The 25,678-nt window shown below is 69.1% G+C and carries 28 protein-coding genes; 6 read left to right on the forward strand and 22 right to left on the reverse strand.

What is annotated here, in order from left to right; translation table 11 throughout:
- Nucleotides 1-18: 18 nt before the first annotated feature.
- Together AC0QTQ_RS01485 and AC0QTQ_RS01490 are read left to right on the forward strand one after the other, a co-directional pair.
- Nucleotides 19-654 (forward strand): ribonuclease HII, encoded by a 636-nt coding sequence (locus tag AC0QTQ_RS01485; RefSeq protein ID WP_480257956.1) that lies wholly within the window; start codon nucleotides 19-21, stop codon nucleotides 652-654.
- Nucleotides 655-765: 111 nt separating this feature from the next.
- Nucleotides 766-1,869, forward strand: coding sequence for a site-specific DNA-methyltransferase (locus AC0QTQ_RS01490; RefSeq protein WP_128148916.1), 1,104 nt, complete (start codon nucleotides 766-768; stop codon nucleotides 1,867-1,869).
- 173 nt (nucleotides 1,870-2,042) lie between these two features.
- Here the strand turns inward: AC0QTQ_RS01490 and AC0QTQ_RS01495 are convergent, their stop codons facing one another.
- Genes AC0QTQ_RS01495 through AC0QTQ_RS01510 form a run of 4 tightly spaced genes read right to left on the reverse strand, consistent with a single transcriptional unit; the run spans nucleotide 2,043 to nucleotide 4,331 of the window.
- Complete coding sequence (locus AC0QTQ_RS01495; RefSeq protein ID WP_121530690.1) at nucleotides 2,043-2,483, reverse strand: MarR family winged helix-turn-helix transcriptional regulator; 441 nt, start codon at nucleotides 2,481-2,483, stop codon at nucleotides 2,043-2,045.
- The gene (locus AC0QTQ_RS01500; RefSeq protein WP_480257957.1) at nucleotides 2,480-3,322 is read right to left on the reverse strand and encodes a carbon-nitrogen hydrolase family protein; all 843 of its coding nucleotides are present in this window, start codon (nucleotides 3,320-3,322) and stop codon (nucleotides 2,480-2,482) included. Before AC0QTQ_RS01500 ends, AC0QTQ_RS01495 begins: the two co-directional genes overlap by 4 nt.
- Nucleotides 3,319-3,579 (reverse strand): glutaredoxin 3, encoded by a 261-nt coding sequence (grxC, locus tag AC0QTQ_RS01505; RefSeq protein WP_121530686.1) that lies wholly within the window; start codon nucleotides 3,577-3,579, stop codon nucleotides 3,319-3,321. The genes AC0QTQ_RS01500 and grxC overlap by 4 nt, the downstream gene beginning before the upstream one ends.
- A gap of 35 nt (nucleotides 3,580-3,614) precedes the next feature.
- On the reverse strand, nucleotides 3,615-4,331 hold the full coding sequence (locus AC0QTQ_RS01510; protein ID WP_480259182.1) for a ComF family protein: 717 nt from the start codon (nucleotides 4,329-4,331) through the stop codon (nucleotides 3,615-3,617).
- A 55-nt stretch (nucleotides 4,332-4,386) separates the two neighbouring features.
- Between AC0QTQ_RS01510 and AC0QTQ_RS01515 the strand changes: the two genes are divergently transcribed.
- The gene (locus AC0QTQ_RS01515) at nucleotides 4,387-5,220 is read left to right on the forward strand and encodes a methyltransferase domain-containing protein (RefSeq protein WP_480257958.1); all 834 of its coding nucleotides are present in this window, start codon (nucleotides 4,387-4,389) and stop codon (nucleotides 5,218-5,220) included.
- Here the strand turns inward: AC0QTQ_RS01515 and AC0QTQ_RS01520 are convergent.
- Complete coding sequence (locus tag AC0QTQ_RS01520; protein ID WP_480257959.1) at nucleotides 5,217-6,563, reverse strand: alpha,alpha-trehalose-phosphate synthase (UDP-forming); 1,347 nt, start codon at nucleotides 6,561-6,563, stop codon at nucleotides 5,217-5,219. The genes AC0QTQ_RS01515 and AC0QTQ_RS01520 overlap by 4 nt on opposite strands.
- 1 nt (nucleotide 6,564) lies before the next feature.
- Nucleotides 6,565-7,320 (reverse strand): trehalose-phosphatase, encoded by a 756-nt coding sequence (gene otsB, locus AC0QTQ_RS01525; protein ID WP_480257960.1) that lies wholly within the window; start codon nucleotides 7,318-7,320, stop codon nucleotides 6,565-6,567.
- An 83-nt stretch (nucleotides 7,321-7,403) separates the two neighbouring features.
- Here otsB and hemH point away from each other — a divergent pair, with 83 nt between their 5' ends.
- Nucleotides 7,404-8,459 carry a ferrochelatase gene (gene hemH, locus AC0QTQ_RS01530; protein ID WP_480257961.1) on the forward strand — a complete coding sequence of 352 codons (1,056 nt, stop codon included), beginning with the start codon at nucleotides 7,404-7,406 and terminating at the stop codon, nucleotides 8,457-8,459.
- Nucleotides 8,460-8,463: 4 nt separating this feature from the next.
- Here the strand turns inward: hemH and AC0QTQ_RS01535 are convergent, their stop codons facing one another.
- From AC0QTQ_RS01535 to AC0QTQ_RS01575, 9 genes are all read right to left on the reverse strand, one after another.
- Entirely contained in the window at nucleotides 8,464-9,639 is a 1,176-nt protein-coding gene (locus tag AC0QTQ_RS01535) for an acetyl-CoA C-acyltransferase (protein WP_480257962.1), read from the reverse strand.
- Nucleotides 9,640-9,650: 11 nt separating this feature from the next.
- Entirely contained in the window at nucleotides 9,651-10,943 is a 1,293-nt protein-coding gene (locus AC0QTQ_RS01540) for an ArgE/DapE family deacylase (RefSeq protein ID WP_480257963.1), read from the reverse strand.
- Between the two features lie 9 nt (nucleotides 10,944-10,952).
- Nucleotides 10,953-11,621, reverse strand: coding sequence for a 3-oxoacid CoA-transferase subunit B (locus AC0QTQ_RS01545; protein ID WP_480257964.1), 669 nt, complete (start codon nucleotides 11,619-11,621; stop codon nucleotides 10,953-10,955).
- Nucleotides 11,608-12,303 carry a CoA transferase subunit A gene (locus tag AC0QTQ_RS01550; RefSeq protein WP_480257965.1) on the reverse strand — a complete coding sequence of 232 codons (696 nt, stop codon included), beginning with the start codon at nucleotides 12,301-12,303 and terminating at the stop codon, nucleotides 11,608-11,610. Before AC0QTQ_RS01550 ends, AC0QTQ_RS01545 begins: the two co-directional genes overlap by 14 nt.
- Nucleotides 12,300-13,658, reverse strand: a complete 1,359-nt coding sequence (locus AC0QTQ_RS01555) for an aminotransferase family protein (RefSeq protein ID WP_480257966.1) — start codon at nucleotides 13,656-13,658, stop codon at nucleotides 12,300-12,302. The genes AC0QTQ_RS01550 and AC0QTQ_RS01555 overlap by 4 nt, the downstream gene beginning before the upstream one ends.
- Nucleotides 13,655-14,422: an amino acid ABC transporter ATP-binding protein gene (locus tag AC0QTQ_RS01560; protein WP_480257967.1), complete on the reverse strand. Its 768-nt coding sequence runs from the start codon at nucleotides 14,420-14,422 to the stop codon at nucleotides 13,655-13,657. Before AC0QTQ_RS01560 ends, AC0QTQ_RS01555 begins: the two co-directional genes overlap by 4 nt.
- Nucleotides 14,423-14,437: 15 nt before the next feature.
- Nucleotides 14,438-15,094 (reverse strand): amino acid ABC transporter permease, encoded by a 657-nt coding sequence (locus AC0QTQ_RS01565; protein WP_480257968.1) that lies wholly within the window; start codon nucleotides 15,092-15,094, stop codon nucleotides 14,438-14,440.
- A 39-nt stretch (nucleotides 15,095-15,133) separates the two neighbouring features.
- Complete coding sequence (locus AC0QTQ_RS01570; protein WP_480257969.1) at nucleotides 15,134-15,781, reverse strand: amino acid ABC transporter permease; 648 nt, start codon at nucleotides 15,779-15,781, stop codon at nucleotides 15,134-15,136.
- Between the two features lie 84 nt (nucleotides 15,782-15,865).
- Nucleotides 15,866-16,642 carry a substrate-binding domain-containing protein gene (locus AC0QTQ_RS01575; protein WP_480257970.1) on the reverse strand — a complete coding sequence of 259 codons (777 nt, stop codon included), beginning with the start codon at nucleotides 16,640-16,642 and terminating at the stop codon, nucleotides 15,866-15,868.
- 148 nt (nucleotides 16,643-16,790) lie between these two features.
- Between AC0QTQ_RS01575 and AC0QTQ_RS01580 the strand changes: the two genes are divergently transcribed.
- Entirely contained in the window at nucleotides 16,791-17,747 is a 957-nt protein-coding gene (locus AC0QTQ_RS01580; protein WP_480257971.1) for a LysR family transcriptional regulator, read from the forward strand.
- A 58-nt stretch (nucleotides 17,748-17,805) separates the two neighbouring features.
- Here AC0QTQ_RS01580 and AC0QTQ_RS01585 read toward each other — a convergent pair whose 3' ends face one another.
- The gene (locus AC0QTQ_RS01585; RefSeq protein WP_121530676.1) at nucleotides 17,806-18,414 is read right to left on the reverse strand and encodes a L,D-transpeptidase; all 609 of its coding nucleotides are present in this window, start codon (nucleotides 18,412-18,414) and stop codon (nucleotides 17,806-17,808) included.
- A 173-nt stretch (nucleotides 18,415-18,587) separates the two neighbouring features.
- Here AC0QTQ_RS01585 and dalA point away from each other — a divergent pair, with 173 nt between their 5' ends.
- Nucleotides 18,588-19,100: a divisome-associated lipoprotein DalA gene (gene dalA / locus AC0QTQ_RS01590; protein WP_480257972.1), complete on the forward strand. Its 513-nt coding sequence runs from the start codon at nucleotides 18,588-18,590 to the stop codon at nucleotides 19,098-19,100.
- Nucleotides 19,101-19,175: 75 nt separating this feature from the next.
- Here the strand turns inward: dalA and AC0QTQ_RS01595 are convergent, their stop codons facing one another.
- From AC0QTQ_RS01595 to hslO, 6 genes are all read right to left on the reverse strand, one after another.
- On the reverse strand, nucleotides 19,176-19,676 hold the full coding sequence (locus AC0QTQ_RS01595) for a L,D-transpeptidase family protein (protein ID WP_121530992.1): 501 nt from the start codon (nucleotides 19,674-19,676) through the stop codon (nucleotides 19,176-19,178).
- A gap of 68 nt (nucleotides 19,677-19,744) precedes the next feature.
- Nucleotides 19,745-20,968 carry a class I SAM-dependent RNA methyltransferase gene (locus tag AC0QTQ_RS01600; RefSeq protein WP_480257973.1) on the reverse strand — a complete coding sequence of 408 codons (1,224 nt, stop codon included), beginning with the start codon at nucleotides 20,966-20,968 and terminating at the stop codon, nucleotides 19,745-19,747.
- 52 nt (nucleotides 20,969-21,020) lie between these two features.
- Nucleotides 21,021-22,856 (reverse strand): ABC transporter ATP-binding protein, encoded by a 1,836-nt coding sequence (locus AC0QTQ_RS01605; protein WP_480257974.1) that lies wholly within the window; start codon nucleotides 22,854-22,856, stop codon nucleotides 21,021-21,023.
- 54 nt (nucleotides 22,857-22,910) lie between these two features.
- The gene (locus tag AC0QTQ_RS01610) at nucleotides 22,911-24,056 is read right to left on the reverse strand and encodes a CCA tRNA nucleotidyltransferase (RefSeq protein ID WP_480257975.1); all 1,146 of its coding nucleotides are present in this window, start codon (nucleotides 24,054-24,056) and stop codon (nucleotides 22,911-22,913) included.
- Entirely contained in the window at nucleotides 24,053-24,649 is a 597-nt protein-coding gene (locus AC0QTQ_RS01615; RefSeq protein ID WP_480257976.1) for a CoA pyrophosphatase, read from the reverse strand. The genes AC0QTQ_RS01610 and AC0QTQ_RS01615 overlap by 4 nt, the downstream gene beginning before the upstream one ends.
- A complete protein-coding gene (gene hslO, locus AC0QTQ_RS01620; RefSeq protein ID WP_480257977.1) occupies nucleotides 24,642-25,655 on the reverse strand; it encodes an Hsp33 family molecular chaperone HslO in 1,014 nt (337 codons plus the stop codon). The genes AC0QTQ_RS01615 and hslO overlap by 8 nt, the downstream gene beginning before the upstream one ends.
- Between the last annotated feature and the right edge of the window lie 23 nt (nucleotides 25,656-25,678).

Below are 25,678 nucleotides of genomic sequence, written 5' to 3' on the forward strand. Positions count from 1 at the left end.
AAAGGGCAGGACGGGGCCATGACACAGGCACCCGATTATTCCTTCGAGCTGGCGGCGCAGGCGCGCGGCCTGCTCCGTATCGCCGGCACCGACGAGGTCGGCCGCGGCCCGCTGTGCGGCCCGGTCACCGCCGCCGCGGTGATTCTGGATCCCGCGCGCATCCCCGCAGGGCTGAACGATTCGAAGAAGCTGACGGCGAAGCGCCGCGCCGCGCTGGTCGAGGAGATCACCGCCTCCGCCGACTGGTGCGTGGCCCACGCCAGCGTCGAGGAGATCGACAGCCTCAACATCCTGCGCGCCAGCCATCTGGCGATGTGCCGCGCCGTCGCCGGGCTGAGGACGCGCCCCGATCATGTTCTTGTGGACGGGAACCGCTTGCCACAAGATCTAGGGGTCTCGGCCGAGGCGATCGTGAAGGGGGACGGGCGCTCCGTCTCGATCGCGGCGGCCTCGATCCTGGCCAAGGAAGCGCGCGATGCGCTCATGGTGGACTTGGCGCAACAATACCCCGGCTACGGCTGGGAACGGAATGCGGGCTACCCGACACAGGATCACCTACAGGCCCTTCTAGATCTTGGCGTGACCCCCGTTCATAGGCGTTCCTTCAAGCCCGTACACAACATCTTGTGCCAAGCGAAATCTGTAAGTGCTTGATTCAAAAAAGAATTTGACGGGGAATCGCCTTTGACTCATGTTTGACCCCACCAGATCGGCACAAGCCGACACCCATACGGGCAAGCCCGCAAAGGGCAGAACGAGGCAGACATGACGAAAACCACCGTGCGGGCGCAGCAGCCATTGCTGCCGCTCAACCAGATTCTTGCAGGCGACTGCATCGAGATGATGAACAGCTTGCCCGAGGCAAGCGTCGATCTCATTTTCGCCGATCCGCCCTATAACCTGCAGCTGCGCGGCGAGCTGCACCGGCCCGACAATTCCAAGGTCGACGCCGTCGATGACGCCTGGGACCAGTTCGGTTCCTTCGACCATTACGACCGCTTCACCCGCGACTGGCTCGCCGCCGCGCGCCGGATCCTGAAGCCGAACGGGGCGATCTGGGTGATCGGCTCCTATCACAACGTCTTCCGCCTCGGTGCCGAGCTGCAGAATCAGGGCTACTGGATCCTGAACGACGTGGTCTGGCGCAAGTCGAACCCGATGCCGAACTTCCGCGGCAAGCGGCTGACCAACGCGCACGAGACGCTGATCTGGGCCTCGAAGGGCGAAGGTGCCAAATACACCTTCAACTACGAGGCGCTGAAGGCGCTGAACGAAGGCGTGCAGATGCGCTCGGACTGGGTGCTGCCCATTTGCACCGGCAACGAGCGGCTGAAGGACGACGCCGGCGACAAGGCGCATCCGACGCAAAAGCCCGAGGCGCTGCTGCACCGCATCATCCTCGGCACGACGAATCCGGGCGACGTGGTGCTCGACCCGTTCTTCGGCACCGGCACCACCGGCGCCGTGGCGAAGATGCTCGGCCGCGACTACATCGGCATCGAGCGCGAGGAAGCCTATCGCAAGGTCGCTCTGAAGCGGCTCGAGAAGGTGCGCAAGTTCGACAAGGAAGCGCTCGAGACCACCACCTCGAAACGCGCCGAGCCGCGCGTGCCCTTCGGCCAGCTGGTCGAACGCGGCATGCTGCGCCCGGGCGAAGAGCTTTACTCCATCGGCAACCGCTTCAAGGCCAAGGTCCGTGCCGACGGCACGCTCGTCGGCAATGACGTGAAGGGGTCGATCCATCAGGTCGGCGCCCATCTCGAGGGCGCGCCGTCCTGCAACGGCTGGACCTACTGGCACTTCAAGCGCGAGGGGAAACTCGTGCCGATCGACCTGCTGCGTCAGCAGATCCGGGCCGAGCTGAACTGATCCCGATCACGGGTTACCGCCAGTGCCCGTGGTCCGCCCGCGGGTACGACCTTGCCCCGCCGTTCGCTCGGCGGGGTCTTTTGGCCAAGGGCCGCCGCACTTTTCATCTTGCCTGAAATACCTCGCGGGGGTCCGGGGGCGCGCAGCCCCCGGCGCGTTCCACCCGAACCCGCTCAGCCGTCCTCGAGATGCGCGCGCAGCTCGCGCAGCACCGGCAGCACGGCCCGCACCTTCTCCGGGCCAACCGAGCGCACCACATCCGCGATCACCGGCATGAAGGCCGCCAGCGCCGCGTCGCGGGCATGCCGCCCGGCGGGCGAGATCGAGACGAACTTGCGCCGCGCATCGTCCCAGTCGGGGCGGATATGCACATGCCCCGCCCATTCGAGCTTCGACAGCGTGTTGGTCATCGCGCCGCGGGTGACGTGAAAGGTCGCGGCGAGCTGAGCGGGGGTGCGCTCCTCGCCGATATGGGCGAGATGGTTCAGCACCGAGAAATGCGAGATCTCCATGCCGCGCGGCAGCGCCCGGCTCACCGTGTTGCGGGCAAGCTGGTCGACCATGAAGACCTCGGCGAAAAGCGAGGCGGCCAGCGGATCCGAGCCGTCGTTCATGGGCCCTCGAAGTCGCGGTCGTGGGAAAGCGAGGGCACGCGGCCGCGGGCCTCGGCGACGCGCGCCATGTCGATCTCGACGAGCGTCACCCCGGGTGCCTCGCCACCATCGGCCAGCACCTCGCCCCAGGGGGCGACGGCCAGGCTGTGGCCCCAGGTGCGCCGCAGCCGCTGGCCGGGGGTGGCGTCATGCACGGCATGGGCGCCGCATTGCGCGGGGGCAAGGACGAAGCAGGTGTTCTCGATCGCGCGGGCGCGGATCAGGCTTTCCCAATGTGCCGCGCCCGTGGTGTCGTTGAAGGCGGCGGGCAAGGTCAGGATCTGTGCGCCCCCCTTCGCGGTGCGGCGGAACAGCTGCGGGAAGCGCAGGTCATAGCAGATCGCCATGCCGATCTTCGCAAATCCCGCATCGGCGACCACCGCCCGCGTGCCGGGGCGATAGCCCTCCGATTCGCGGTATTTCTCGGTTTCCGAGACATCGACGTCGAACATGTGGATCTTGTCATAGCGCGCGACGATCGCGCCCGAGGGGCCGATCAGGAACGAGCGGTTGGCGAACCGGCCATCGGCGTCATGCGTCTTCAACCCGAGCGAGCCGATCAGCAGGGTGATGCCAAGCTCCGCGGCCTCGGCGCGCAGCGCGGCAAGGGTCGGGTCGTCTTCCTCGTGGCACAGCACCTCGCGCTGCCAGCCGCGGTCCGAGGACAGCAGGTTGGTGCATTCGGGGGTCAGCACGAAGCTGGCGCCGGCGGCCGCGGCCTCGCGGATGAAATTCAGCGTGACCGGCAGGTTGGCCGCCGGATCGTCGCTGACCGACAGCTGGACAAGAGCGGCCTTCATGCGTCGGCCAGCATCGCGTCGAGCTTGCCCGCCGCGTCAAGCGCATGCAGATCGTCGCAGCCGCCGACATGCGCGCCGCCGATGAAGATCTGCGGCACCGTGCGCCGGCCGTTCGCCCGCGCCATCATCGCGCTGCGCAGCGACGGATCGGCGCCGACATCGGTCTCCTCGAAGGTCACGCCCTTCTTCGTCAGCAGCGCCTTGGCGGCAATGCAATAGGGGCAGGTGCGGGTGGTGTAGATCTCGACGCGTTTCATGGGCAATCCCTCCGGTCCGGGCAGATTAGAGGGATTTAGGCGTCTTTCGCAACGCGCGCCAGTGCCGCGACCGAAACCCGCGCCGCGCCGGCCTCCAGCACCGCCTGCGCCGCGGCGGCAAGGGTGGCGCCGGTGGTCATCACGTCATCGACGATCAGCACCGGCCGGCCGGCGATCGCGGCGGCGTGGCGTGCCCGCACGGCGAGCGCGCCGTCGAGATTGGCGAAGCGTTCGGCAGGGCTGCGGCCGTCCTGGCTGGGCGTGGCGCGCAGGCGCACCAGCAGGTCGGGCAGATGCCTGCCCCCCGCCGCCCGCGCCACCTCGCGCGACAGCAGCGCCGCCTGATTGTAGCGCCGCCGGATCAGCCGCAGCCGGTGCAGCGGCACCGGCGCGATGATCGTGTCCTCGCTCAGCAGTGGCGCCGCGGCGCGGGCGAGCCAGCCGCCAAGCGGGCGCGCCAGGTCAAGCCGGTCGCCGTGTTTCAGTGCCAGCACCAGTTGCCGCCCGGTGCCGGCATAGTGCAGTGCCGCGCGCCCCTGCGCCCAGGGCCGCGGCGTGGCAAGGCAATCGTCGCACTGGACCTGCCCCTCGGCCTCGCCCGGCAGCGGTGCGCCGCAGGCGTCACAGGCCAGCCCGGTGATGAAGCCGGTCTCGCTCCAGCACGGGCCGCACAGGCCGAAGTCGGTGGCCACCGCCGCGCCGCAGGCGATGCAGCGCGGTGGCAGCACGACATGCAGCAGCTGCAGCGCCATGGCGCGGATCGCCGCTGGCATCCGTTCGCGGATCGCCGTAATCTCCGGCCCCATCATGACCACGCCGCTCCCCCTGACCGATCGAGACGCGCTGACGCGCCACCGCCGCCGCGCCGCCGCAGAGCCCGCGCTGTTCCTGCACGAGGATGCCGCCGCCGAACTTCAGGAGAGGCTGCTCGAGGTTAACAGAACGTTTACGGACCCGGCCCTGGTGACGAATTTCCCGGGTCCCTGGCGCGCCGTGCTGCCCGGGGCGACGGTCGTCGCCGATGACGAGGTGCTGACCCTGGACCCCGGCGCGCATGACCTTGTCGTGCACGCGCTGTGCCTGCACTGGTCGAACGACATCGTCGGGCAGATGGTGCAGGCGGCGCGCGCGCTGCGGCCCGACGGGCTGTTCATCGCGGTGATGTTCGGCGGCCAGACCCTGACCGAGCTGCGTGCGGCGCTTGGCGAGGCCGAGATCGCCATCACAGGCGGGCTCAGCCCGCGGGTGTTGCCGATGGGCGAGATCCGCGACCTCGGCGCGCTGATCCAGCGCGCGGGGCTCGCGCTGCCGGTCGCCGACAGCGTGATCCGCAAGGTCACCTATCCCGACCCGCTGCGGCTGCTGACCGATCTGCGCGCCATGGGCGAGACCAACGCGCTGAGCGCGCGGCCGCGCCATTTCACCCGCCGCGCGGTGATCGCCGAGGCACTGCGCCACTATGCCGAGAATTTCGCCGAGCCGGACGGCCGGGTGCGGGCGACCTTCGACATGGTCTGGCTGACCGGCTGGAAGCCGCATGAAAGCCAGCAGAAGCCGCTGCGCCCCGGCTCGGCCGCGCACCGGCTGGCCGAGGTGCTGGGCACCTTCGAACTGCCGGCGGGCGACAAGGCCGGGCGCTAACCAAGCGCGGTCAGGAACCCTTTCGACCACCAGTGCACATCCTTCTTCAGAAGGAGCTGCATCATCCCCTCGTGCCGGCGCTGGCGCTCGGTCAGCGGCATGGCGAGTGCGGTCATCATCGCCGTCGCCATCTGCTCGGGGTCGTGCGGGTTCACGGTGAGCGCGTCGACCAGCTGCTCGGAGGCGCCGGCGAACTGGCTCAGGATCAGCACGCCGGGGTCGTCGGGGTCCTGCGCCGCGACGAATTCCTTCGCAACGAGGTTCATCCCGTCCATCAGCGGCGTCACCAGAGCGATGTCGGCCGCGCGGTAGAGCCCGGCCAGCACCTCGCGCGGGACGGGGCGGTTGATGAAGCGGATCGGCGTCCAGGTGATGTCGGCGAAGGTGCCGTTGATCTGGCCCGAGAGATGCTCGGTCTCCTGGCGGATGTCGTCATAGGCCGGCACCCCCTCGCGCGTCGGCGGCGAGATCTGGATCAGCGAGACGAGTCGGTGCCAGTCCTCGTGCCGGTCGAGGAATTCCCCGAAGGCGCGAAAGCGCTGCGGCACGCCCTTGGTGTAGTCGAGCCGGTCGACACCGATCATCAGCCGCCGGTTCGGCTTCACCAGCCCCTCGGGCAGTTTCGTCACCTGCTCCTCGGCGAGCGTGCGGAACTCGGCCGCGTCGATGGCGATCGGGAAGGCGGCGATGCGCACCTGCCGCGGCTCAAGGTGGATGAAGCCGCCGGCAAGCTCGGTCGCGCCGCCGATCTGCACCATCGCATCCATGCAGTTGCGCACGTCGCGTTCGGATTGCAGGCCGACAAGCTCGTAATGGGAAAGCCATGCGCACAGCTCGGGCCCGTTCGGCAGCGCCTGAAGGGCAAGCGGCGTCGGGAAGGGGGTGTGCAGGAAGAACCCCATCCGGTTCTCGGCACCCAGCACCCGCAGGTCATGGGCCAGCGGCAGCAGATGGAAATCATGCACCCAGATCCGGTCGTCGGGATCCAGCACCTCGAGCAGCATCTTTGCCAGGCGCCGGTTCACCGCCTTGTAGCCCGCGAGATAGTCGCCGCGGATGTCGAGCAGGTCGGTGCGGCCGTGAAACAGCGGCCAGAGCACCGAGTTTGCATAGCCGTGGTAATAGCTTGCCTGCTCCTCGGGGCTGAGGTCGAAGGCGAGGCGGCGGAACGGGCCGCCCTCGATCTCGGTGAAGCGGTTCTCGGGCGTCTCGGAGAGCTCTCCCGAGGTGCCGATCCAGACCCCGCCGCGTTCGGCCAGGGTATCGGCAAGGGCGACGACCAGCCCGCCCGAGGGGGTGGGGCCAAGCGGCAGGCGGTTCGAGAGGCAGATCAGGCGTCCCATCTCAGCCCTCCATGCCAAGCCAGTGCAGCACCGCCTGCGGGTCCGGCAGGCGATAGCGCGCGGCACTGTCGCCGGGGCCGACCTTGATGCCGAAACCGCCCTGCCGGCCGGCCCAGGCCAGCGCCGGCTCGTCGGTGGCGTCATCGCCGAGGAACACCGGCGCGCGGCCGGCAAAGGCGGGCAGCGCGGTCAGTGCGGCCAGCGCCCGGTCCTTCGAGGCGCCCTCGGGTTTCAGCTCGAAGGCCATCTTCGCGGGCTGCACGGCAAAGCCGGGGCTCGCCGCGGCAAGGGCCTCGACGAAGGCGGCCACCGCGGCCCCGGCCGCGGGCCGGTCGCGGAAATGCACCGCCCCGCCCAGCGTTTTCGGCTCGTAAAGCAGGCCTTCGCGTGCGGCAAAGCCCGAAAGTGCAGCCTGCACCGCGTCGATGCCGGCGGGGGGGCGGGCGAGGGGCGGGGCCATCCCCCGTGCCTCGGCGCCGTGGCTGCCGACGAGGAGCCCGTCGAAGCCGTCGAGGAAGCGGGCGAGTTCGGGCAGGGAGCGGCCAGAGACGATGGCGAGCGCACCGTCAAAGATCTCGCTCAGCCGGCGCAGATGCGCGGCAAGGCCCGGCGGGACCACCACCGCGTCGGGTCGCGGCGCAATGCCGACGAGGGTGCCGTCGAAGTCGAGGAAGAGGGAGGCGCGCGCGAAATCGGGCGCGGGCGGGGCGCTTGCGGAAAAGGGGCTGTCGGAAGTCATGGCTGAAGGGTAGGTCATCCTGTCCTGATTGCAACGGTCGCATTGACCCGGGGGGAAAACGCGATAAGTCGGGGGTGGTTCCCGAAGCGACAGGACATGAGATGAAGATCGACCCGAACCCGCGCCTTGCCCACGCCCCCGCCGACCACCCGCCGGTGCCGCAAGCGAAGATCGGGGTGCTCTTCGCCAATCTCGGCACGCCGGATGCGACCGACTATTGGTCGATGCGGCGCTATCTGAACGAATTCCTCTCGGACAAGCGGGTGATCGACATCCCGTCGTGGAAATGGCAGCCGCTGTTGCAGCTGATCATCCTGACGAAGCGGCCCTTCACCTCGGGGGCGAATTACCGCTCGATCTGGAATACCGAGGCGAATGAAAGCCCGCTGATGACGATCACCAAGAGCCAGGTCGCGAAGCTGCGCGAGGCAATCGAGGCGCGCTTCGGCGCCGGCGTGATGGTCGATTTCTGCATGCGTTACGGCAATCCCTCGACCGCCTCGGTGGTCGAGCGGATGGTGCAGGCGGGCTGCGAGAAGATCCTGTTCTTCCCGCTTTACCCGCAATACGCCGGCGCGACGAGCGCCACCGCGAACGACGCTTTCTTCCGCGCGCTGATGACGCAAAAGCGCGCGCCCGCCGCCCGCACCGTGCCCGAGTATTTCGACCGGCCGAGCTATATCGATGCGCTCGCGCAGTCGGTCGAGCGGGTCTATGCCACGCTGCCTGCCCGCCCCGACGTGCTGGTGGCCTCGTATCACGGCATGCCCAAGCGCTATCTGATGGAAGGCGACCCCTACCATTGCCAGTGCCAGAAGACCTCGCGCCTGCTGATGGAGCGGCTTGGCTGGCAGAAGGGCGATATCGACACCACCTTCCAGTCGGTCTTCGGCCGCGAGGAATGGCTCAAGCCCTATACGGTCGAGCATGTGGCCGAGCTTGCGAAGGCCGGCAAGAAGAACATCGCGGTGATCTCGCCGGCCTTCTCGGCCGATTGCATCGAGACGCTCGAGGAGATCAACGGCGAGATCCGCGAGGCCTTCGTGCATGCGGGCGGCGAGAGTTTCACCTACATCCCCTGCCTCAACGACGACGAACCGCATGTGCGTGCGCTGATGGAAGTGGTCGAGGAAAACCTCGCCGGCTGGATCGACTGACCGCTCAGAAGATCTCGAACAGACCCGCCGCGCCCTGGCCGCCGCCGATGCACATCGACACGACGCCAAGGCGCGCGCCGCGGCGGTGGCCCTCGATCAGCAGGTGCCCCGCCATGCGGGCCCCCGACATGCCGTAGGGATGGCCGATCGCGATCGCGCCGCCGTTCACGTTCAGCCGTTCGTCGGGAATGCCGAGCCGGTCGCGGCAGGGCAGCAGCTGCGCCGCAAAGGCCTCGTTGATCTCCCACAGGTCGATGTCCGCGACGCGCAGCCCGGCGCGGTCGAGAAGCCGCGGGATCGCGCGCAGCGGGCCAAGGCCCATCTCCTCGGGCGCGCAGCCCGCCACCGCAAAGCCGCGCAGTGCGCCAAGCGGGGTCAGCCCGCGCCGCGCCGCCTCGGCCGCCGACATCAGCACGCAGGCCGAGGCGCCGTCGGAAAGCTGGCTCGCATTGCCGGCGGTGACGCAGCCCTCGGTGCCCAGCACCGGGGCCAGCGCCGCCAGCCCCTCGGCCGTGGTGCCGGGGCGGTTGCATTCGTCCTGTTCAAGCCGCACCGGCTCGCTCCGGGTCTCGCCGCTCGCCTTGTCGGTGACGCGGCGCAGGGCCTCGACCGGCACGATCTCGGCTGCGAACCGGCCCGCCACCTGGGCCGCGGCGGTGCGCGCCTGGCTTTGCAGCGCATAGGCATCCTGCGCCGCCCGGCTGACGCCGCAGCGCTGCGCGACCACCTCGGCGGTCCCGATCATCGTCATGTAATAGCTGTCGGGCACCCCCGGGCAGCGGTAGCGGGTGCCGTTCCACGTCGCGTTCTGCACCAGCGAGATGCTGTCGAGCCCGCCGGCAAGGGCCACCTCGACCCCCTCGACGGCGATCATGTGCGCGGCCGCGGCAATCGCGTTCAGCCCCGACGCGCATTGCCGGTCGACGGTCGCCGCGGCGACCGTGTCGGGCAGGCCCGCGGCCAGCACGGCGTGGCGTGCGACGTTCACCCCGGTGCTGCCCTGGGTCAGGGCCGAGCCGAGGATGGCCTCCTCGATCTCGCCGCCCTCGAGGCCGGCGCGGGTTACCGCGGCGCGGATCGCGTGGGCGGCCAGCGCCGGCCCCTCGAGGTCGTTGAAGGCGCCGCGATAGGCCTTGCCGATCGGCGTGCGGGCGGTTGAGACGATGACGGCTTCGCGCATTCGTTGGATCCTCAGACGGGTTCGACGCCGCACCAGTCGGCGATGAAAAGGGCGGTGGAGCGGGTGACGCGGCGGAGGCTTTCCAGCTCGACGCGCTCGTCGAAGCCGTGGATCGCCTCGGCGCGCGGGCCATAGACGATGGCCGGCGTGTCGGCATAGAGGCCGAAGAAGCGTGCGTCGGTGGTGGCGGTGATGGCGCGGCGCGGCAGTGCCTCGCCGGTGGCGCCCAGATGCGCGCGGTCGATCGTGTCGATCGCGGCGCGGGCCTTGGCCGAGACGTCGTCCGACAGCGCATACCCCTCCGCCATGAAGCCGTGATAGACGAGCTCGGGCAGGGCGTCGCGCAGGAAGGGATTGGCGCGGGCGGCGTCGCGGATCACCGCCTCGATCTCGGCGCGGGCGGTGGCCAGATCCTGCCCCGGATAGACCGCGATGCGCAGGTCGAAGACGCACCAGGCGGGCACCGAGCTCGGCCAGTCGCCGCCGGTGATGCGGCCGATGTTCAGGTTCACCGGGTGATGCGCATGGGCGAAATCGTGATGGCGGCAGGCCGGAGCGTTCCAGCGCGCCTCGAGCCCGTGCAAGGCCTCGATCAGCGGGAAGGCCGCCTCGATCGCATTCGCGCCGCTGCCGGCATAGGCGACATGGGTCGGCAGGCCGCGCAGATGCACCTGACACCAGATCACCCCGAGCTGCGCGGTGACCAGGCTTTCCTCGAAGGGCTCGGGGATCAGTGCCGCATCGGCGCGATAGCCGCGCACCAGACAGGCAAGGGCGCCATTGCCGGTGCATTCCTCCTCGACCACCGATTGCACGAAGACATCGGCCGCCGGCTGCAGCCCGAGCGCGCGCAGCGCATCGAGCGCGAAGAGGTTCGAGGCGAGCCCGGCCTTCATGTCGCCCGCGCCGCGGCCGTAAAGCCAGCCGTCCTCGACGCGGGGCGCGAAGGGCGGGGCGCTCCACATCTCCTCGGGGCCTGCCGGCACCACGTCGACATGGCCGTTCAGGATCAGCGAGCGGCCCTTGCGGCTGCGGCTGCGATGACTGCCGACGACGTTCCAGGCGTCCTCATAGGGGGTGAGCACGGGCGAGAAGCCGGGCTGGTCGCGGATCTCGTCGAGCGAGATCTGCCAGCGGTCGACGGCGAGGCCGCGCGCGGCCATCTCGTCCGCCATGAAGGCCTGTGCGCTCTGCTCGTTGCCGCGGGTCGAGGGATGCGCGGTCAGCTCGCACAGGAAGTCGATCTCGCGCTCGAAGAGCGTGTCGACCGCCGAGAGGATGCGGGTGGAAAGGTCGGGGTCCATGGGGATGCCTCAGAATGTTGGGATCTCGCCCGCGGGCAGGGCAAGGGGGGCGCCGGTCGCCTCCTGCACCTCGCGCGCGGTGATGCCGCGGGCCAGTTCGCGCAGGGCGAAGCCCGTGGGGGTGATGTCGACCACCGCGAGATCGGTGAAGATCCGCGCGACGTGCGCGGTGGCGGTCAGCGGCAGCGTGCAGCGCGACAGGAGCTTCGGATTGCCCTTGCGGTCGGTGTGGGTGGTCAGCACCACCACCCGCCGTGCCTTCTGTGCGAGTTCGATCGCCCCGCCCGCCCCCGGCGAGAACCGCCCGGGGATCTTCCAGTTCGCCAGATCGCCGGTCTCGGCCACCTCGAAGGCGCCGAGCATGGTCAGGTCGAGCCGGCCCGAGCGCACCAGCGCAAAGCTCACCGCGCTGTCGAAATAGGCCGAGCCCGGGATCGGCGAGACATAGGCGCCGCCGGCATCGATCAGGTTGCGGTCTGCCTCGGCCACGGGCAGCGTCGGGCCGATGCCGGCCATGCCGTTCTCGGTGTGCAGGCAGACCGGGAAGCCCGCGGGCAGGTGGTCGACCACCTGGGTGGGCAGGCCGATGCCGAGGTTCACCACCATGCCCGGGGTGATCTCGCGGGCGGCGCGGGCGACCATGCGCCGGCGCGGATCGGGGGTCTTATCGTCTGACAACGCCGTATTCCTCGCTGATCTCGGTGAGCGGACAGATCCGGTCGACGAAGACGCCGGGGGTCTCGACCGCGTCGGGGGCCAGCCCGCCCAGCGGCAAGAGCGTCTCGGTCTCGGCGATGACGAGGCGCGCGGCCATCGCCATCAGCGGGTTGAAGTTCCGCGCCGTGGCGACATAGGCGAGGTTGCCGAAACGGTCGGCGCGGTCGGCGTGGATCAGCGCCGCGTCCGCACGCAGCGCGGTCTCGACCAGCAGGGGGCGGCCCTCGACCTCGATGCGCTGCTTGCCGGCGGCCAGTTCGGTGTCGAGCCCGATGTCGGTCAGGATCGCGGGCAGGCCCGCGCCGCCCGCGCGGATGCGCTCGGCCAGAATGCCCTGCGCGCAGAACTCGACCTCGAGCCGGCCCTCGTTCATCGCGGCGATGGCATGGGCGTTCAGCCCGATATGGGTGGCGATCAGCTTGCGCACCCGGCCCGCGGCGATCAGGTGGTCAAGGCCCATGCCGGTCTCGTTGGCGTCGTTCTTGATCAGGGTGAGCCCGGTCTGCCCCTGCCGCAGCAGCTCGCGCAGCAGGGTGAAGGGGGTGCCGGGCACGCCGAAACCGCCCACCATGATCGTGGCGCCGTCGGGGATGGCGGCGATGGCCGCCTCGATCGAGGCGGTCTTGTCGGGAAGGCTGGTCACGCCGCGGCCTCCGCCTGCACCGGCAGGTCATGCGCCGCGGCAAAGGCATCGAGCGCGTCGGTCAGGATCGCCATCAGCTCGTCGATCTGCGCCGCGGTGATGATCAGCGGCGGGCAGACGAGGAAATGGTCGCCCTCGACCCCGCCGCGGGTGCGGCGCGAATAGATGATGAGACCGCGCGCATAGGCGAGTTCCACCAGCTCGCTAAAGGCGTTCCATTCCTTCGGCAGCGGCGCCATCGTGGCGCGGTCCGAGACCATCTCGAAGGCCAGAAGCAGCCCCTTGCCGCGGACATGGCCGATGAAGGGATAGCGCTCCATCAGCGCCTCGAGCCGGGCCTTCAGCAGCTCGCCCATCTGCGCGCCATGCTCGATGATCCCGTGCTCTTCCATCTCGTCGAGCACGGCGAGCCCCGCGGCGCAGGCGAGCGGGTTGCCGGCATAGGTGAAGCCGTGCAGGAAGCCGCCGGCGTCGAGCAGTGCCTCGACCATGTCGGCGCGTGCCGCCACCGCACCGAGCGGCGCATAGCCCGCGCCGAGCCCCTTCGACATCGCCACGATGTCGGGGGTGATGCCCCAGTGCTCGCAGGCCAGGAAGGTGCCGGTGCGCCCGGCGCCGGTCATCACCTCGTCATAGATCAGGATCACGCCGTATTCGTCGCAGATCTCGCGGATCCGGGTGTAATAGCTGTCGGGGGCGACGAGCGCGCCGGTCGAGGCGCCGCCCACCGGCTCCATGATGAAGGCAAGCACGGTCTCGGGGCCCTCGGCCTCGATCCGCTCGCGCAGCATCTCGGCATAGCGGATGCCGCGCGCCTCCTCGGTCAGGTTGTCGAGGTCGAGATAGGTCTGCGGCGCCTTCACATGCGGCATCTCGCGGAACATCGGCGCGAAGGGGCCGGCGAACAGCTTGCCCCCGGTCAGCGCCAGCGCGCCAAGGGTGCCGCCGTGATAGGCGGGGCTGCGCGAGATCACCTTCCAGCGGCTGTGCTGGCCCTGGGTGACGGCATATTGCCGGGCGAGCTTCTCGGCCGTCTCCACCGCCTCCGAGCCACCCGAGACGAAGAAGATCCGATCGAGCCCCGCCGGCATGCGCGCGGCCAGACGCGCGGCCAGATCCTCGGAGGGGCGGGTGCGGAAATGCAGCCGGTAGCCGAAGGTGGCGCGGTCCATCTGCGCCTTCATCTTCGCGAGCACCGCCGGGTTCGAATGCCCGATGTTCGACACCATCGCCCCCGACGAGCCGTCGATGTAGCGCTTGCCGCTCTCGTCATAGAGATAGATCCCCTCGCCCCGGTCGAGGAAGGGGCGCGGCTGGCGCGACTGGTAGAACAGATGGGACTGGTTCTCGGTCATTTTGCACCTTCGAGATATTTGCGCAGGAAGTTCCGGGTCCGCTCCTGGGCGGGGGTCTTGAACACCACCGAGGGCGGGCCCTCCTCGACGACGACACCGCCGTCCATGAAGATCACGCGGTCGCAGACCGAGGCGGCGAAATCCATCTCGTGGGTCACGATGATCATCGTCATGTGTTCCTCGGCGAGGCGCTTCATCACCTGGTTCACCTCCTCGACCAGCTCGGGGTCGAGTGCCGAGGTCGCCTCGTCGAACAGCATCAGCTTCGGCTTCATCGCCAGCGCCCGGGCGATCGCGACGCGCTGCTTCTGCCCGCCCGAGAGCTGCGAGGGGTAATAGTCGATGCGTTCGAGCATGCCGACATGGGCGAGCTGTTCCTCGGCCAGCCGGTTCGCCTCGGCCTCGCCAAGCCGCTTGAGCAGCTTCGGCGCCATCGTCACGTTCTGCCGCACGGTCAGGTGCGGGAACAGGTTGAAGTGCTGGAACACCATGCCGATGTGCTGGCGCATCTCGTTGATATGCGCCTCGTACGCGCGGTGCGGCAGGGTCTTGTTCACCTGCACGCCCTCGAGCAGCACCTCGCCCGCGCTGAGCGGATCGAGATCGTTGATCGCGCGCAGCAGCGTCGACTTGCCCGAGCCGGAGGGGCCGATGATCGCGACGATCTCGCCGCGGTTCACCGTCAGGTTGACATCGCGCAGCACCTCGAGCGCGCCATAGGATTTCTGTGCGTGGCGGATTTCGACGAAGGGGGTCTGGGTCATGTCGCTTCCGATCTCTCAGCGGGAGAGCCGGATGCGCCGTTCGATCCGGCGCAGGACGGCTTCCATCCCGAGGTTGATGACGTAGTAGAGAACCGCGGCCGCGGCGTAGAATTCAAAGGCGCGGTAGGTACGGCCGATGGCGAGCTGTGCGGCGAGGGTCAGCTCGGCCACCCCGATCACCGAGACGAGGGCCGAATCCTTGAGCAGCGCGATCAGGTTGTTGCCGATCGGCGGCACTACCGAACGCACCGCCTGCGGCACGACGATCCGCATCAGCGCCTGCGGCCGTGACAGGCCAAGGGTGCGGGCGGCCTCCATCTGGCCGCGGTCGACGGCCAGGATCGCGGTCTGGATCAGCTCGGAATTGTAGACCGCGTAATGCAGGCCAAGTCCGATCACCCCGGCGACGAAGGCGGGCAGGTCGATGCCGATCTGCACCAGGCCGAAATAGATCAGGAACAGTTGCAGCAGCAAGGGCGTGCCCATGAAGAGCCAGGCGACGAAGCGCGCGGGCAGGCGGATCGCCCAGGGCCCGTAAAGCGCGATCACCGCAAGCACGATGCCGCCCAGGAAGCTGAGCAGGGCCGAGACGACGGTCAGGAGCACCGTCCAGAGCGCCCCGAGCAGCAGCGGCCCGGCGAAGGACGGCACGGCGGAGAAATCAAGCCCCATGGCGTGCACCTTTCGGCTGGAGGGGGAGACGGGCGCGGCTCATGGCAGGCGCACCCGGCGATCGAGGAAGGTGATGACCTTGCCCGTCGCGGTGATGATCGCGAGGTAAAGGACGCCTGCCAGCAGGAACATCTCGAACGGCTTGTAGGTCGAGCCGATGTAGCGCTGTGCGGTATAGGTCAGCTCGATCACCGAGATCGCCGAGACGAGGGCGGTGGCCTTGATCTGCGCGTTGATGTTGACGCCGAGCGGGCGGATCATCAGCCGCAGCGCCTGCGGCAGCACCACCTTGCGGAAGGCCTGCGCGCGCGAGAGGCCCAGGGTGCGGGCGGCTTCGGCCTGGCCATGGTCGACGGCGACGATTGCGCCTCGCATCGTCTCGGTCATGTAGGCGCCGATGTTGATGCCAAGACCGATCACCCCGGCCGAGAAGGCGTCGAGCTGAATGCCGATCTGCGGCCCGCCGAAATAGAGCAGGAACAGCTGGATCAGCGCCGGCGTGCCGCGGATCACGCTGACATAGGCGGCGCCGAGAAAGCGCAGCGCGGCGTGGCGCGACAGCCGCGCCGCGGCGCCGAGCGCGCCGCAGGCAAGCCCGATCAGCACGGTCAGCACCGAAAGCTCGACGGTGACGACGGCCGCCTGCAGGAAGAAGGGGGTGACCTTCAGGATGAGATCTGTGTCCATGACGGTCGGACCTGTCGCTTGGGGGATCGGACGCGGCGCACCGCCCGGGCGCGAAGGGCCGGGCGATGCGGGCGGGGGCGGGCGTCAGCGGATGTCGCCGCCCACCCATTTCTGCGCGATCGCCAGATAGGTGCCGTCGGCCTGCATCGCGTCAAGCGCGTCCTGCATCGCCTTGTGCAGCTCGGGGTTGCCCTTGCGGATGGCGATGCCGGCCTCGTCGGCGACGCCGGGCAGTTCGACCTCGAGCTGGCGCACCGGCGCGTCCTGGCTGCGGATCGCCAGCAGCACCGGGATGTCGTCGTTGACGATCGCGTCGACGCGGCCGTGCTCGAGCTCCATCAGCAGCTCGGGCAGGCCCTTGTAGGTGCGCACCTTGTAGCCCGCCTCGCGCGCCCATTGCTCGTGCGTCTCGCCCAGCGTGGCGCCGAGCGTCGCCGACTTCAGGTCGTCGAGCGTGGCGATCTTGCTGTCCTTGGCGACGAAGATGCCGCGGCGCATCCGGTAATAGGGGCCGACGAAATCGACGACCTGCCTGCGCTCGTCGGTGATCGACATCGAGCCGACGATGGCGTCGTACTTGTTCGCCAGCAGCCCGCCGATGATCCCGTCCCAGGCGGTGGTGACGATCTCGACCTTCAGGCCCATGCGCTTGCCGATCTCGGCGCCGATCGCCGGGTCGAAGCCAACGACCTGGTTGCTGTCGTCGACGAAGTTGAAGGGCGGGTAGGCGCCCGACATGGCGATGCGCAGCACGCCCTTGTCCTTCAGCGTGGCAAGCTCGTCGGCCATGGCGGGGCCGGCAAGGCCAAGCGCCACCCCTGCAACGAGGGCGGATTTGAGAAAACTTCTGCGGCTGGTCATTTCGTGCACTCTCCTGTTGGGGGACGCCGTCGGTGCGGCGACTCTTGGTGATTTTGTGCCGCGGCACGGGGCCGCGCTGTGATGGAGGTTGCACGTCGCGCAGTATTACGCAAATAAGTAATGAGAATTCTAAATATAGATAAGATCTATGGTCAGGCCCTACGAACAGCGTTTCCCCTGGACCCTCGACTGGAACCTGCTGCGCACCTTCATGGTGGTGGTGGAACAACGCGGCATTTCCCGCGCGGCCGATTTCCTGGGGCTGAAACAGCCCACGATCTCCTCGGCGCTGAAGCGGCTCGAGGACAGCGCGGGGCATCAGCTGATCGTGCGAAAGCCCAATGATTTCAGGGTGACGCGCGCGGGGCAGCTGCTCTATGCCGAATGTTCCTCGATCTTCGGGGCGGTGTCGCAGCTGCCCTCGCTGCTGGAAACCGGCAGCACCGAGCTGCGCGGCCATATCGCCATCGCCACCACCTCGCATGTGGTGTCCGAGCATTTCGACGAGGTGCTGCGCGCCTTCACCGAGCGCCAGCCGAAGGTGACCTTCTCGATCACCGTGGCGGAAAGCGACGAGGTCGTCAGCCGGATCAGCCAGAACCGTGCCTCGCTCGGGATCTGTCTGCTGAACCGGATTCCGCCCGAATTGCAGGCACAGGTGCTCTATCGCGAGTATTTCGGCCTGTTCTGCGGCCCGCATCACCGGCTGTTCCACCAGCCGCAGATCGCGCTGTCCGAACTCGAGGACGAGCGCGCGGTGTCGTTCCAGACCGAGGTCGAGGGCGGTGCGCTGGAACCCGTCACCCGGCTGCGGCTGCGCGCCAAGATCTCCACGCGCTGGAGCGGGGTGTCGTCGAACCTGCTCGAGCTGCGGCGGATGATTGTGTCGAATGTCGGCATCGGCGCGCTGCCGCTGCATGTGGCACGCTCGGATGTCAGCCAGGGGCTGTTGCGCCAGCTGCCGCCCTATGACGAGCTGCCGCTGGTGAACATCTATCTGCTGACCAACCCGCGCCGGCGGCTGTCGGATGCCGAGGCGGCGCTGGTGAAGGCCTGCAACGAGATGCTGCAGCGCGTCGACCTGCGCGAGCGCACCTACAGCTGAGCCGGCCATGAAAAAAGGGCCCCGAGGGGCCCTTTCGCATCCGGCTTGCGGCGTGGGGTCAGATCAGCACGACCTGGGTGCCGACCTTGGTCAGGCCGTAGAGTTCCTTGATGTGCTGGTTGTAAAGACCGATGCAGCCGTTCGACGACTTGCGCCCGATCTTGCGCGTGTCGTGGGTGCCATGGATGCGGTAATACTGCCAGCTGAGATAGAGCGCGTGGGTGCCAAGCGGATTGTCCGGGCCCGCGGGCACGAAATCCGGCCAGTCGGGGTTGCGCTGCTTCATCGAGGGGGTGGGCGACCAGGTCGGGCCCTCGACCTTGCGGATCACCTCGGTGCGGCCGCGGCGGGTCAGCTCGTTCGAGACCGGAACCGAGGTCGGGTAGAGCTTGTAGACCGACTGATCCTCGGACCAGAAATGCAGGCAGCGCGAGATCGTGTCGACGAGGATGATGCCGTTCGTCGTGTTGCTGAAGTAATCATGCCAGTCGAGCTCGCGGAAGCTCGAGATGTTGCGCCGCATGTTGGTGTTCGCCGATTCCTCGAAGGTCTCGAGCCCGGCGTCGGGGGTCTGCGCGAACACGGCAGGAGCGGCAAGGCTTGCACCGGCAAGGGCCGCAGTGCCGAGGAAGGCGCGACGATCAAGCGTTTTGCGCGCGATGGTCATGGGTCAACTCCGCTTGCGGCCGAGTCCCGCGGCCGCTTCGCGCGCAGCATTAGTGCGCCTTTGCCGCAGGTGCAAATCAAACCATCGTCATCAGGCGATTTCACGCAACTGTGGGTTTGCGTGGCCTTTGCGCGAGGTGTAAGGCTCGGCGCTGAAATTCCGGGGGACAGAGAATGACCAGCGTGAAAGCCCTGATGCTGCTTGCCGTGATGGCGGTGGCCGCCTGCCAGCCCGCAGGGCCCGAACTCGGCCCTGACGGCAAGCCCTTGCCGCAGGTGTACCAGATCACCTCGAAGGTCGGGAAAGAGATTCCCGGTCGCGTGCTCGAGGCGGTGAACTCGTTGCGTGCCGCGCGCGGCACGGCACCTGTCGTGCTGAACCCGCAGCTGATGGCGGCGGCGGCGGCGCATTCGCAGGACATGGCGCAGCAGAACCGGCCGTGGCACTGGGGGTCTGACGGCTCCTCGCCGATCGACCGGGCGCGCCGGCAGGGCTTCACCGGCGAGCTGGTGGGCGAGAACATCTCCGAGACCTACGAGACCGAGACCGAGACGCTCTCGGCCTGGATGGGGCTCTCCGACACCCGCGACGTGATCCTGAACCCGACCGCGACCGAGATGGGCTTTGCCTGGTATCAGGAGCCCTCGGGCAAGATCTGGTGGACCATGGTGACCGGGCACAACTGAGCCCGGTCCGCCACCGACAGCGCATGAAAAAGGGCCCCGCGGGGCCCTTTGCCGTCTCCGGGATCTGTCCGCCGCTCAGGGCATCAGGAAGACCGGGGTGCCGGTTCCGACCATGGCATAGATCTCCTCGATCTCGGGATCGGTCACCGCGACGCAGCCGGCGGTCCAGTCCTGGCGGCCGCCGTCCTTGCCGGCGCGGCCATGGATGAAGATGTCGCCACCGGGCTTGCGGCCGAGCGATTCGGCGAAGACGCGGTCCTGGTCGTTCGGATAGGAAATGCCGAGCGACAGGTGATAGGCCGAGTTCGGATTGCGGCGGTTGATGTAGTAAAGCCCCTCGGGGGTGCGGCCGTCGCCCTCGAACTGCTTGCGTCCGACCGGGTTGCCGCCAAGCGCGACCTTGTAGTCGCGCACGACCTTGTCGCCCGAGATCAGATACATCTCCCGCTGCGCCTTGTGCACCTGGATCTGGGTCACGGGCGGGCCGGAATAGCGTTGGAACTTGGTGGAATCGCCGCCACAGGCGGAGAGGAACGGGACGGTCGAAAGTCCCGCAAGAAGCGTGCGCCGGTGCATGTTCATGCCTGTTATCTGCTGCTCATTTTTCGCCGACCCTAGCACAATTCTCGGATCGCGCGAAGCCCCTAGCGCCGTTCGAAACGTGCGGCAAGCTCGACATGCGCAGACCAGCGGAATTGATCGACGACGATCAGTTCTTCGAGCGAAAAACCGGCATCCAGCAGACGGCGGGCGTCGCGCGCGAAGGTGACGGGGTTGCACGAGACATGCACCAGCCGGCCGAGTCGCGAGGCGGCGATCTCGCCGATCTGGGCCTCGGCGCCGGCGCGCGGCGGGTCGATCACCACCGCGTCGAAGCGGTCGATCTCGTCGGGCAGCAGCGGGCGGCGGAACAGGTCGCGGGCCTCGTGGGTGACACGCTTGAGGCCCTGCGCCTCGCGCCAGCCACGATCGAGCGCGGCCAGCATCGCCGCTTCGCCCTCGACGGCGTGGACCTCGGCGGTCTCGGCGAGCGGCAGGGCGAAGGTGCCGCAGCCGGCAAACAGGTCGGCGACGCGGGCGGCCTTGCCCACCGCCTGCCGCACGAAGCCCACCAGCGCCGCCTCGCCCTCGGCCGTTGCTTGCAGGAAGGCGCCGGGCGGCGGGGTGACACGGGCGCGGCCGAAGACCTGCTGCGCCGGGCGCCGGGCGGCGACGGTTTCCTCGCCCCAGCTCAGCCGGGCAAGATCGTGGCGGCGGGCAAGGTCCGCGAGCGCCTCGAAGAGTGCCGGGTCCATGTCCTTGCCGCCCTTCGCGGCGATCTCGACGCCGGCCTCGCTCAGGGTCAGGGCGAAGGCGATCTCGCCCTTGCGCGAGGCGCCAAGCGCGGTCGCCTCCTGCAGTGCAGGCACCATCGCCAAAAGCTCGGGGCGCAGGATGCGGCAGCCGGGCACCTCGACCAGCGTGTCCGAGGCGCGGGCGTGAAAGCCCACAAGCGTGCCCTTCTTCGTGCGCCGGCCCGCAAGCGTGGCGCGGCGGCGCGAGAATTCGGGCGAGGTCTCGACGCGGGCGACCGACGCCTCGATGCCGCGCTGCGCAAGCGCGTTCAGCACCACCGAGGCCTTCCAGCCGGCGACGAACCCGTCCGAGCCATGCTGCAGCACGCAGCCGCCGCAGGCGCGGTAATGCGGGCAGGGCGGCTTCACCCGGTCGGCCGAGGGGGTGAGGATGCGCGGCGCGGCGATGCGGCCGGCCTCGACCTCGCCCTCGACCTCCTCGCCGGGCAGGACCATGGCGACATGCACGGTGCCCTCGGGGCCGCGGGCAACCCCGTCGGCGTGCAGCGAAAGGCGGTCGATGGTCAGCGTCATGGCAGGGCTCCTTTGCGCGGGAAGTAGCAAAGCCGGGCCCGCCGCGCCATCGTTATTGCGCGGCCTCCTCCTCGGCCGTGTCCTCCTCGGTGCCGAGGAAGCCGCCCGATTGCCGGCTCCAGTAGCGGGCATAGAGCCCCTGCGCCGCCAGCAGCTGGGCATGGCTGCCCTGTTCGACGATGCGGCCGCGGTCGAGCACGACGATGCGGTCCATCTCGGCGATGGTCGACAGCCGGTGCGCGATGGCGAGCACGGTCTTGCCCTCCATCACCCGGGTCAGCGCCTCCTGGATCTGCGCCTCGACCTCGCTGTCGAGCGCCGAGGTCGCCTCGTCCAGCACCAGGATCGGCGCGTTCTTGAGGAAGGCGCGGGCGAGCGCGATGCGCTGTCGCTGCCCGCCCGAGAGCCGCACGCCGCGTTCGCCAAGCGCCGCGTCATAGCCGCGGTTGCCCTGGAAATCGACGAGGCCACGGATGAACTCGTCGGCCTCGGCGGCCTTCGCGGCGGCGATCATCTCGGCCTCGGTCGCGTCGGGGCGGCCGTAAAGGATGTTCTCGCGCGCCGAGCGGTTGAACATCGCGGTCTCCTGCGTGACCATGCCGATCTGCCGGCGCAGGGATTCCTGCGTCACCGCGCGCAGGTCGTGGCCGTCGACGCGCACCGCGCCCTTCTCGGTGTCATAGAGCCGCAACAGCAGCGCGACGAGGGTCGATTTCCCCGCCCCCGAGGCGCCGACGATGCCGATGCGTTCGCCCGGGCGGATGGTCAGGGTGACGTCATCGAGCCCGCCCGCCTGCCGGCCATAGGCGAAGGAGACGTGGTCGAAGGCGATCTCGCCCCGCACCCGCTCGAGCGCGATCGCGTCGGGGGCATCGGTCAGCTCATGCGCCGGGGTCAGGGTGCGCATGCCGTCCTCGACCTCGCCGACATTGCCCCACATCGCCATCAGCGCCTGCGACACCCAGCCCGACATCTGCGCGATGCGGATGGCGATGGCGCCGGCCGCGGCGATGTCGCCGGGGGTCGCGGCGCCCTTTTGCCACATCAGGATCGCGCCGCCGACGAGCAGAATGGGCAGCAGCCCCGAGAAGGTGATCTGCGACAGCCGGTACCAGGTGCTGGTGACACCGAAATCGCGGGCGCGGTCGCGGAAGGTCTCCATCGCGCCAAGCGCGGCGCGGTCCTCGTGCTCGGCATGGGCGAACAGCTTCACCGTCTTGATGTTGGTGATGGTGTCGACAACCTGCCCGGTGACCATCGCCCGGGCCGAGGCCCGCGCCTTCGAGCGGCCGCGCACATGCGGCAGGAAGCTGCGGATCAGCGCCAGATAGGCCACAAGCCAGATCGCCAGCGCCAGCGCCCCCCAGCCGTCGATGCCGGCCAGCAGCACCACCGAACCGACGATTGATGCGAGCGCGAAGAACACCGTGCCGATCACCTCGGACACGGTGTCGGTGACGGCGCGGGCGGTCTGCATCTGCTTTTGCGCGATGCGGCCGGCAAAGTCGTTGTCGAAGAAGGTGACGGCCTGGCCCATCGTCCAGCGGTGCAGCCGCGACAGCACGAGCGGCAGAACGTTCGGCCCGATCAGCATGTTCGACGACCACGTGGAAAGCCCGAAGGCCGCCGGCCGGATCACCAGGTAGAACAGCGGAAAGGCCAGCAGCAGCGCCCAGTTGTCGTGCAGGTAGCTCGGCCCCGGGGTGCCGGTGGCGCTGTCGATGACCAGGCCAAGCAGCCAGGCGGCGGCGACCTCCATCGTGCCGGCGGCGGCCGAGAAGAAGCCCGAGACCCAGATCGCGGGCCAGGCCCCGCGCAGGCACCAGCGGAAAAAGGCGCCAAGGCGCTGCGGCGGTGGCCCCTCGGCGGGGCGGAATGCGTCGATCATCGAAAACCCTTTCTGCCCGCCGAATATAGGGGCGGGGCGGCCGGGGGAAAGGGCTCAGCCCAGAAGGGCGGCGCGGTCGAGGGCAAAGCCCGAGGCGATCCAGCGCGCCTCGAGCTCCTTCAGACGGGCGCCAAGCGCCGCGCCCTGAAGTGCGGGCATCAGGTCGGCAGCCTGCACCGGGAAGCGCTGCGCGGCGCCGAATTCGACCCTGTTCCGGCTCGTTTCCGCGGGCGGCATGCCGGTCAGCGCGGCCTGGATCAGCACCGCATCCAGCCCGTCGCGCGCGCCCAGCCGATAGCCCAGAACCGCCGGCCCCTCGCCCGAGAGCGCCCCCTCGCGCAGCCGCTCGAGCCGCCGCGCCTCGGGTTTCGACAGCCGCAGCCGCTCGGCCGGATCGGTGCCGCCCAGCACCACCAGCCGGCGGATCGGGTCGGCGGGCAGCCCGGCCTCGAGATGAACAAGCGGCGCGAGCCCGGCCGGATCGGCGCCCGGAAGCACATGCGGCAGGATGCCGGTCGTGGCCATCGCGGCGATGGCGGGCGCGGGGTCGGGGGCGCCCAGAAGCTTGCGCATCTCGTGGCCGACCCGCTCGCGCGAGAGCCGCTCGATCCCCTCGGCGAGCATCGCGCAGGCGGCCAGCCCTTCGGCATCGAAGCCCTCTTCGGGCGCGCCATACCAGGCGGTGAAGCGGAAGAAGCGCAGGATGCGCAGGTAATCCTCGCGGATGCGCTGCGTGGGTTCGCCGACGAAGCGCAGCCGGCGCGCCGCCAGATCGGCCAGCCCCTCGCCCAGCGGGTCGAGCACGGTGCCGTCGGCGCGGGCGTAGAGCGCGTTCATCGTGAAGTCGCGCCGAGCCGCGTCCTCCTCGATCCGGGTCGAGAAGGCGACGGTGGCGTGGCGGCCGAAGGTCTCGATGTCGCGGCGGAAGGTGGTGATCTCGTGCGGCTCGTGATCGGCGATCACCGTGACCGTGCCATGCTCGATCCCGGTCGGCACGGCGCGCAGCCCGGCCGCCTCGGCCAGCGCCACGACCCGCTCGGGCCGGGCGTCGGTGGAAATGTCGATGTCCGAGACCGCGGTGCCAAGGGCGGCGTTGCGCACGCAGCCGCCGACCAGGAAGGCCAGATGCCCGCCCGCCTCGAGCAGCGCCAGAACCCGCTGCACATGCGCGGCCTCGATCCAGGCGCCGGTCAGCCTCATGGCGCCATCCGGTCGCTCAGCGCGCGCAGGATCCGCGCGGTTGCCCCCCAGATGTAATAGGGGCCGAAGGGCGCGACGTAATAGCTGCGCCAGGTGCCGCGCCAGCGCCGCTTCTCGATGCGGAAACGCGCGGGGTCGGCGACATGGGCGAAGGGCACGGTGAAGATTTCCTCGACCTCGCCGGGTTCGGCCTGCGGCACGAAGGGGCGGGCGACGCGGGCGATCACCGGGGTGACGAGAAAGCCGGTCACGGTCTCGTGTGGATCGAGCGTGCCGAGGATCTCGACGTTCTCGGGGGGCAGGGCGATTTCCTCGCGCGCCTCGCGCAGCGCGGCCATCGCCGCGCTCGGATCGCCGCTTTCGACCTTGCCGCCCGGAAAGGCGATCTGGCCGGGGTGGTGGCGCAGATGCGAGCTGCGCTTGGTCAGCCACAGCCGCAGCCCCGCCTCGTGTTCCTCGAGCGCGACCAGAACCCCAGCCGGGCGCAGCTTGCGCCCCTCGGGCAGGACGACGTCCGGGTTCAGGTCGTAATCCGAGGAGGGCCGCCCCGGACGGGCCAGGGCGGCCAGAACCGGGGCGAACGCATCACTCATCGGCAGCCACCTTCGGCGTGCCGTCGGGGTTCACCGTCGCCTCGAAGCCGAGCGAGGCGGGGTCGAACTCGTAATGTGCGCCGCAGAACTGGCAATCGGCGGTGACCTTGCCGTCTTCGGTGGTCATGTGGCCGATGTCCTTGGCGGAATAGATCGCCAGGCTGTCGCGCACCCGCTCGGCCGAGCAGGTGCAGCCGAACTCCACCCGCTGCGGATCGAAGACGCGCGGCACTTCCTCGTGGAACAGCCGCACCAGCAGGCCGGTCAGTTCGACGCCCGGGCCGATCAGCTCCATGTCCTCGACGGTGTCGAGCAGCACGTTGGTGCGCACCCAGTTCTCGTCCTCTTCCCCCGCAAGGATGTCGGTGTGGCGCAGCAGGCCACCCTCGCCCGAGCCCTCGCGCGCGGCGCCGGCAACGGCGGGCATCATCTGCAGCATCACGCCGCCCGCCCGCCAGCGCTCGCCCTGACCGGGCAGGATCGAGCGGCCATAGGCCAGCTCGAACCGGGTGGGCAGCTGTTCGGACTGCGCGAAGTAGGTCTCGGCGCAGGCGGTCAGCGAGCCGCCGTCGAGGGGCGTGATGCCCTGATAGGGCAGCGTGCCCTCGCCCTGGTCGATCAGGATGGCGAAATAGCCCTCGCCGATCTGGGCGAAGGGCGGTGCGCCGGGGTCGAGCCGGTCGGCGTCGAAGCTCGCCCAGCCACGGATGCGGGCGGGTTCGCCATTCTCGCCGGGGCCGTAGTAATCGGTGGCGAGGATGCGGATCGGGCCATTGCCGCGCACCTGGATCGAGAGTTTCCAGCGCAGCTTGATGGTCTGGCCGATCAGCGCGGTGAGCAGCGCGACCTCGGCCACCAGGGCCTCGACCATCGGCGGGTAATTGTGCTGTGCGAGCACCTGCTCGAGCACGCCGTCAAGGCGCGCGATACGGCCGCGCACGTCGGAACGGTCGAGCTGGAACGGCAGGACGGTATCGTCCCATGCGATTTGCGAAAGCGTGGTCATGTATTTCCCGGGGGTTTTCGTTC

The organism is Paenirhodobacter sp. YD-8, from assembly GCF_056590935.1.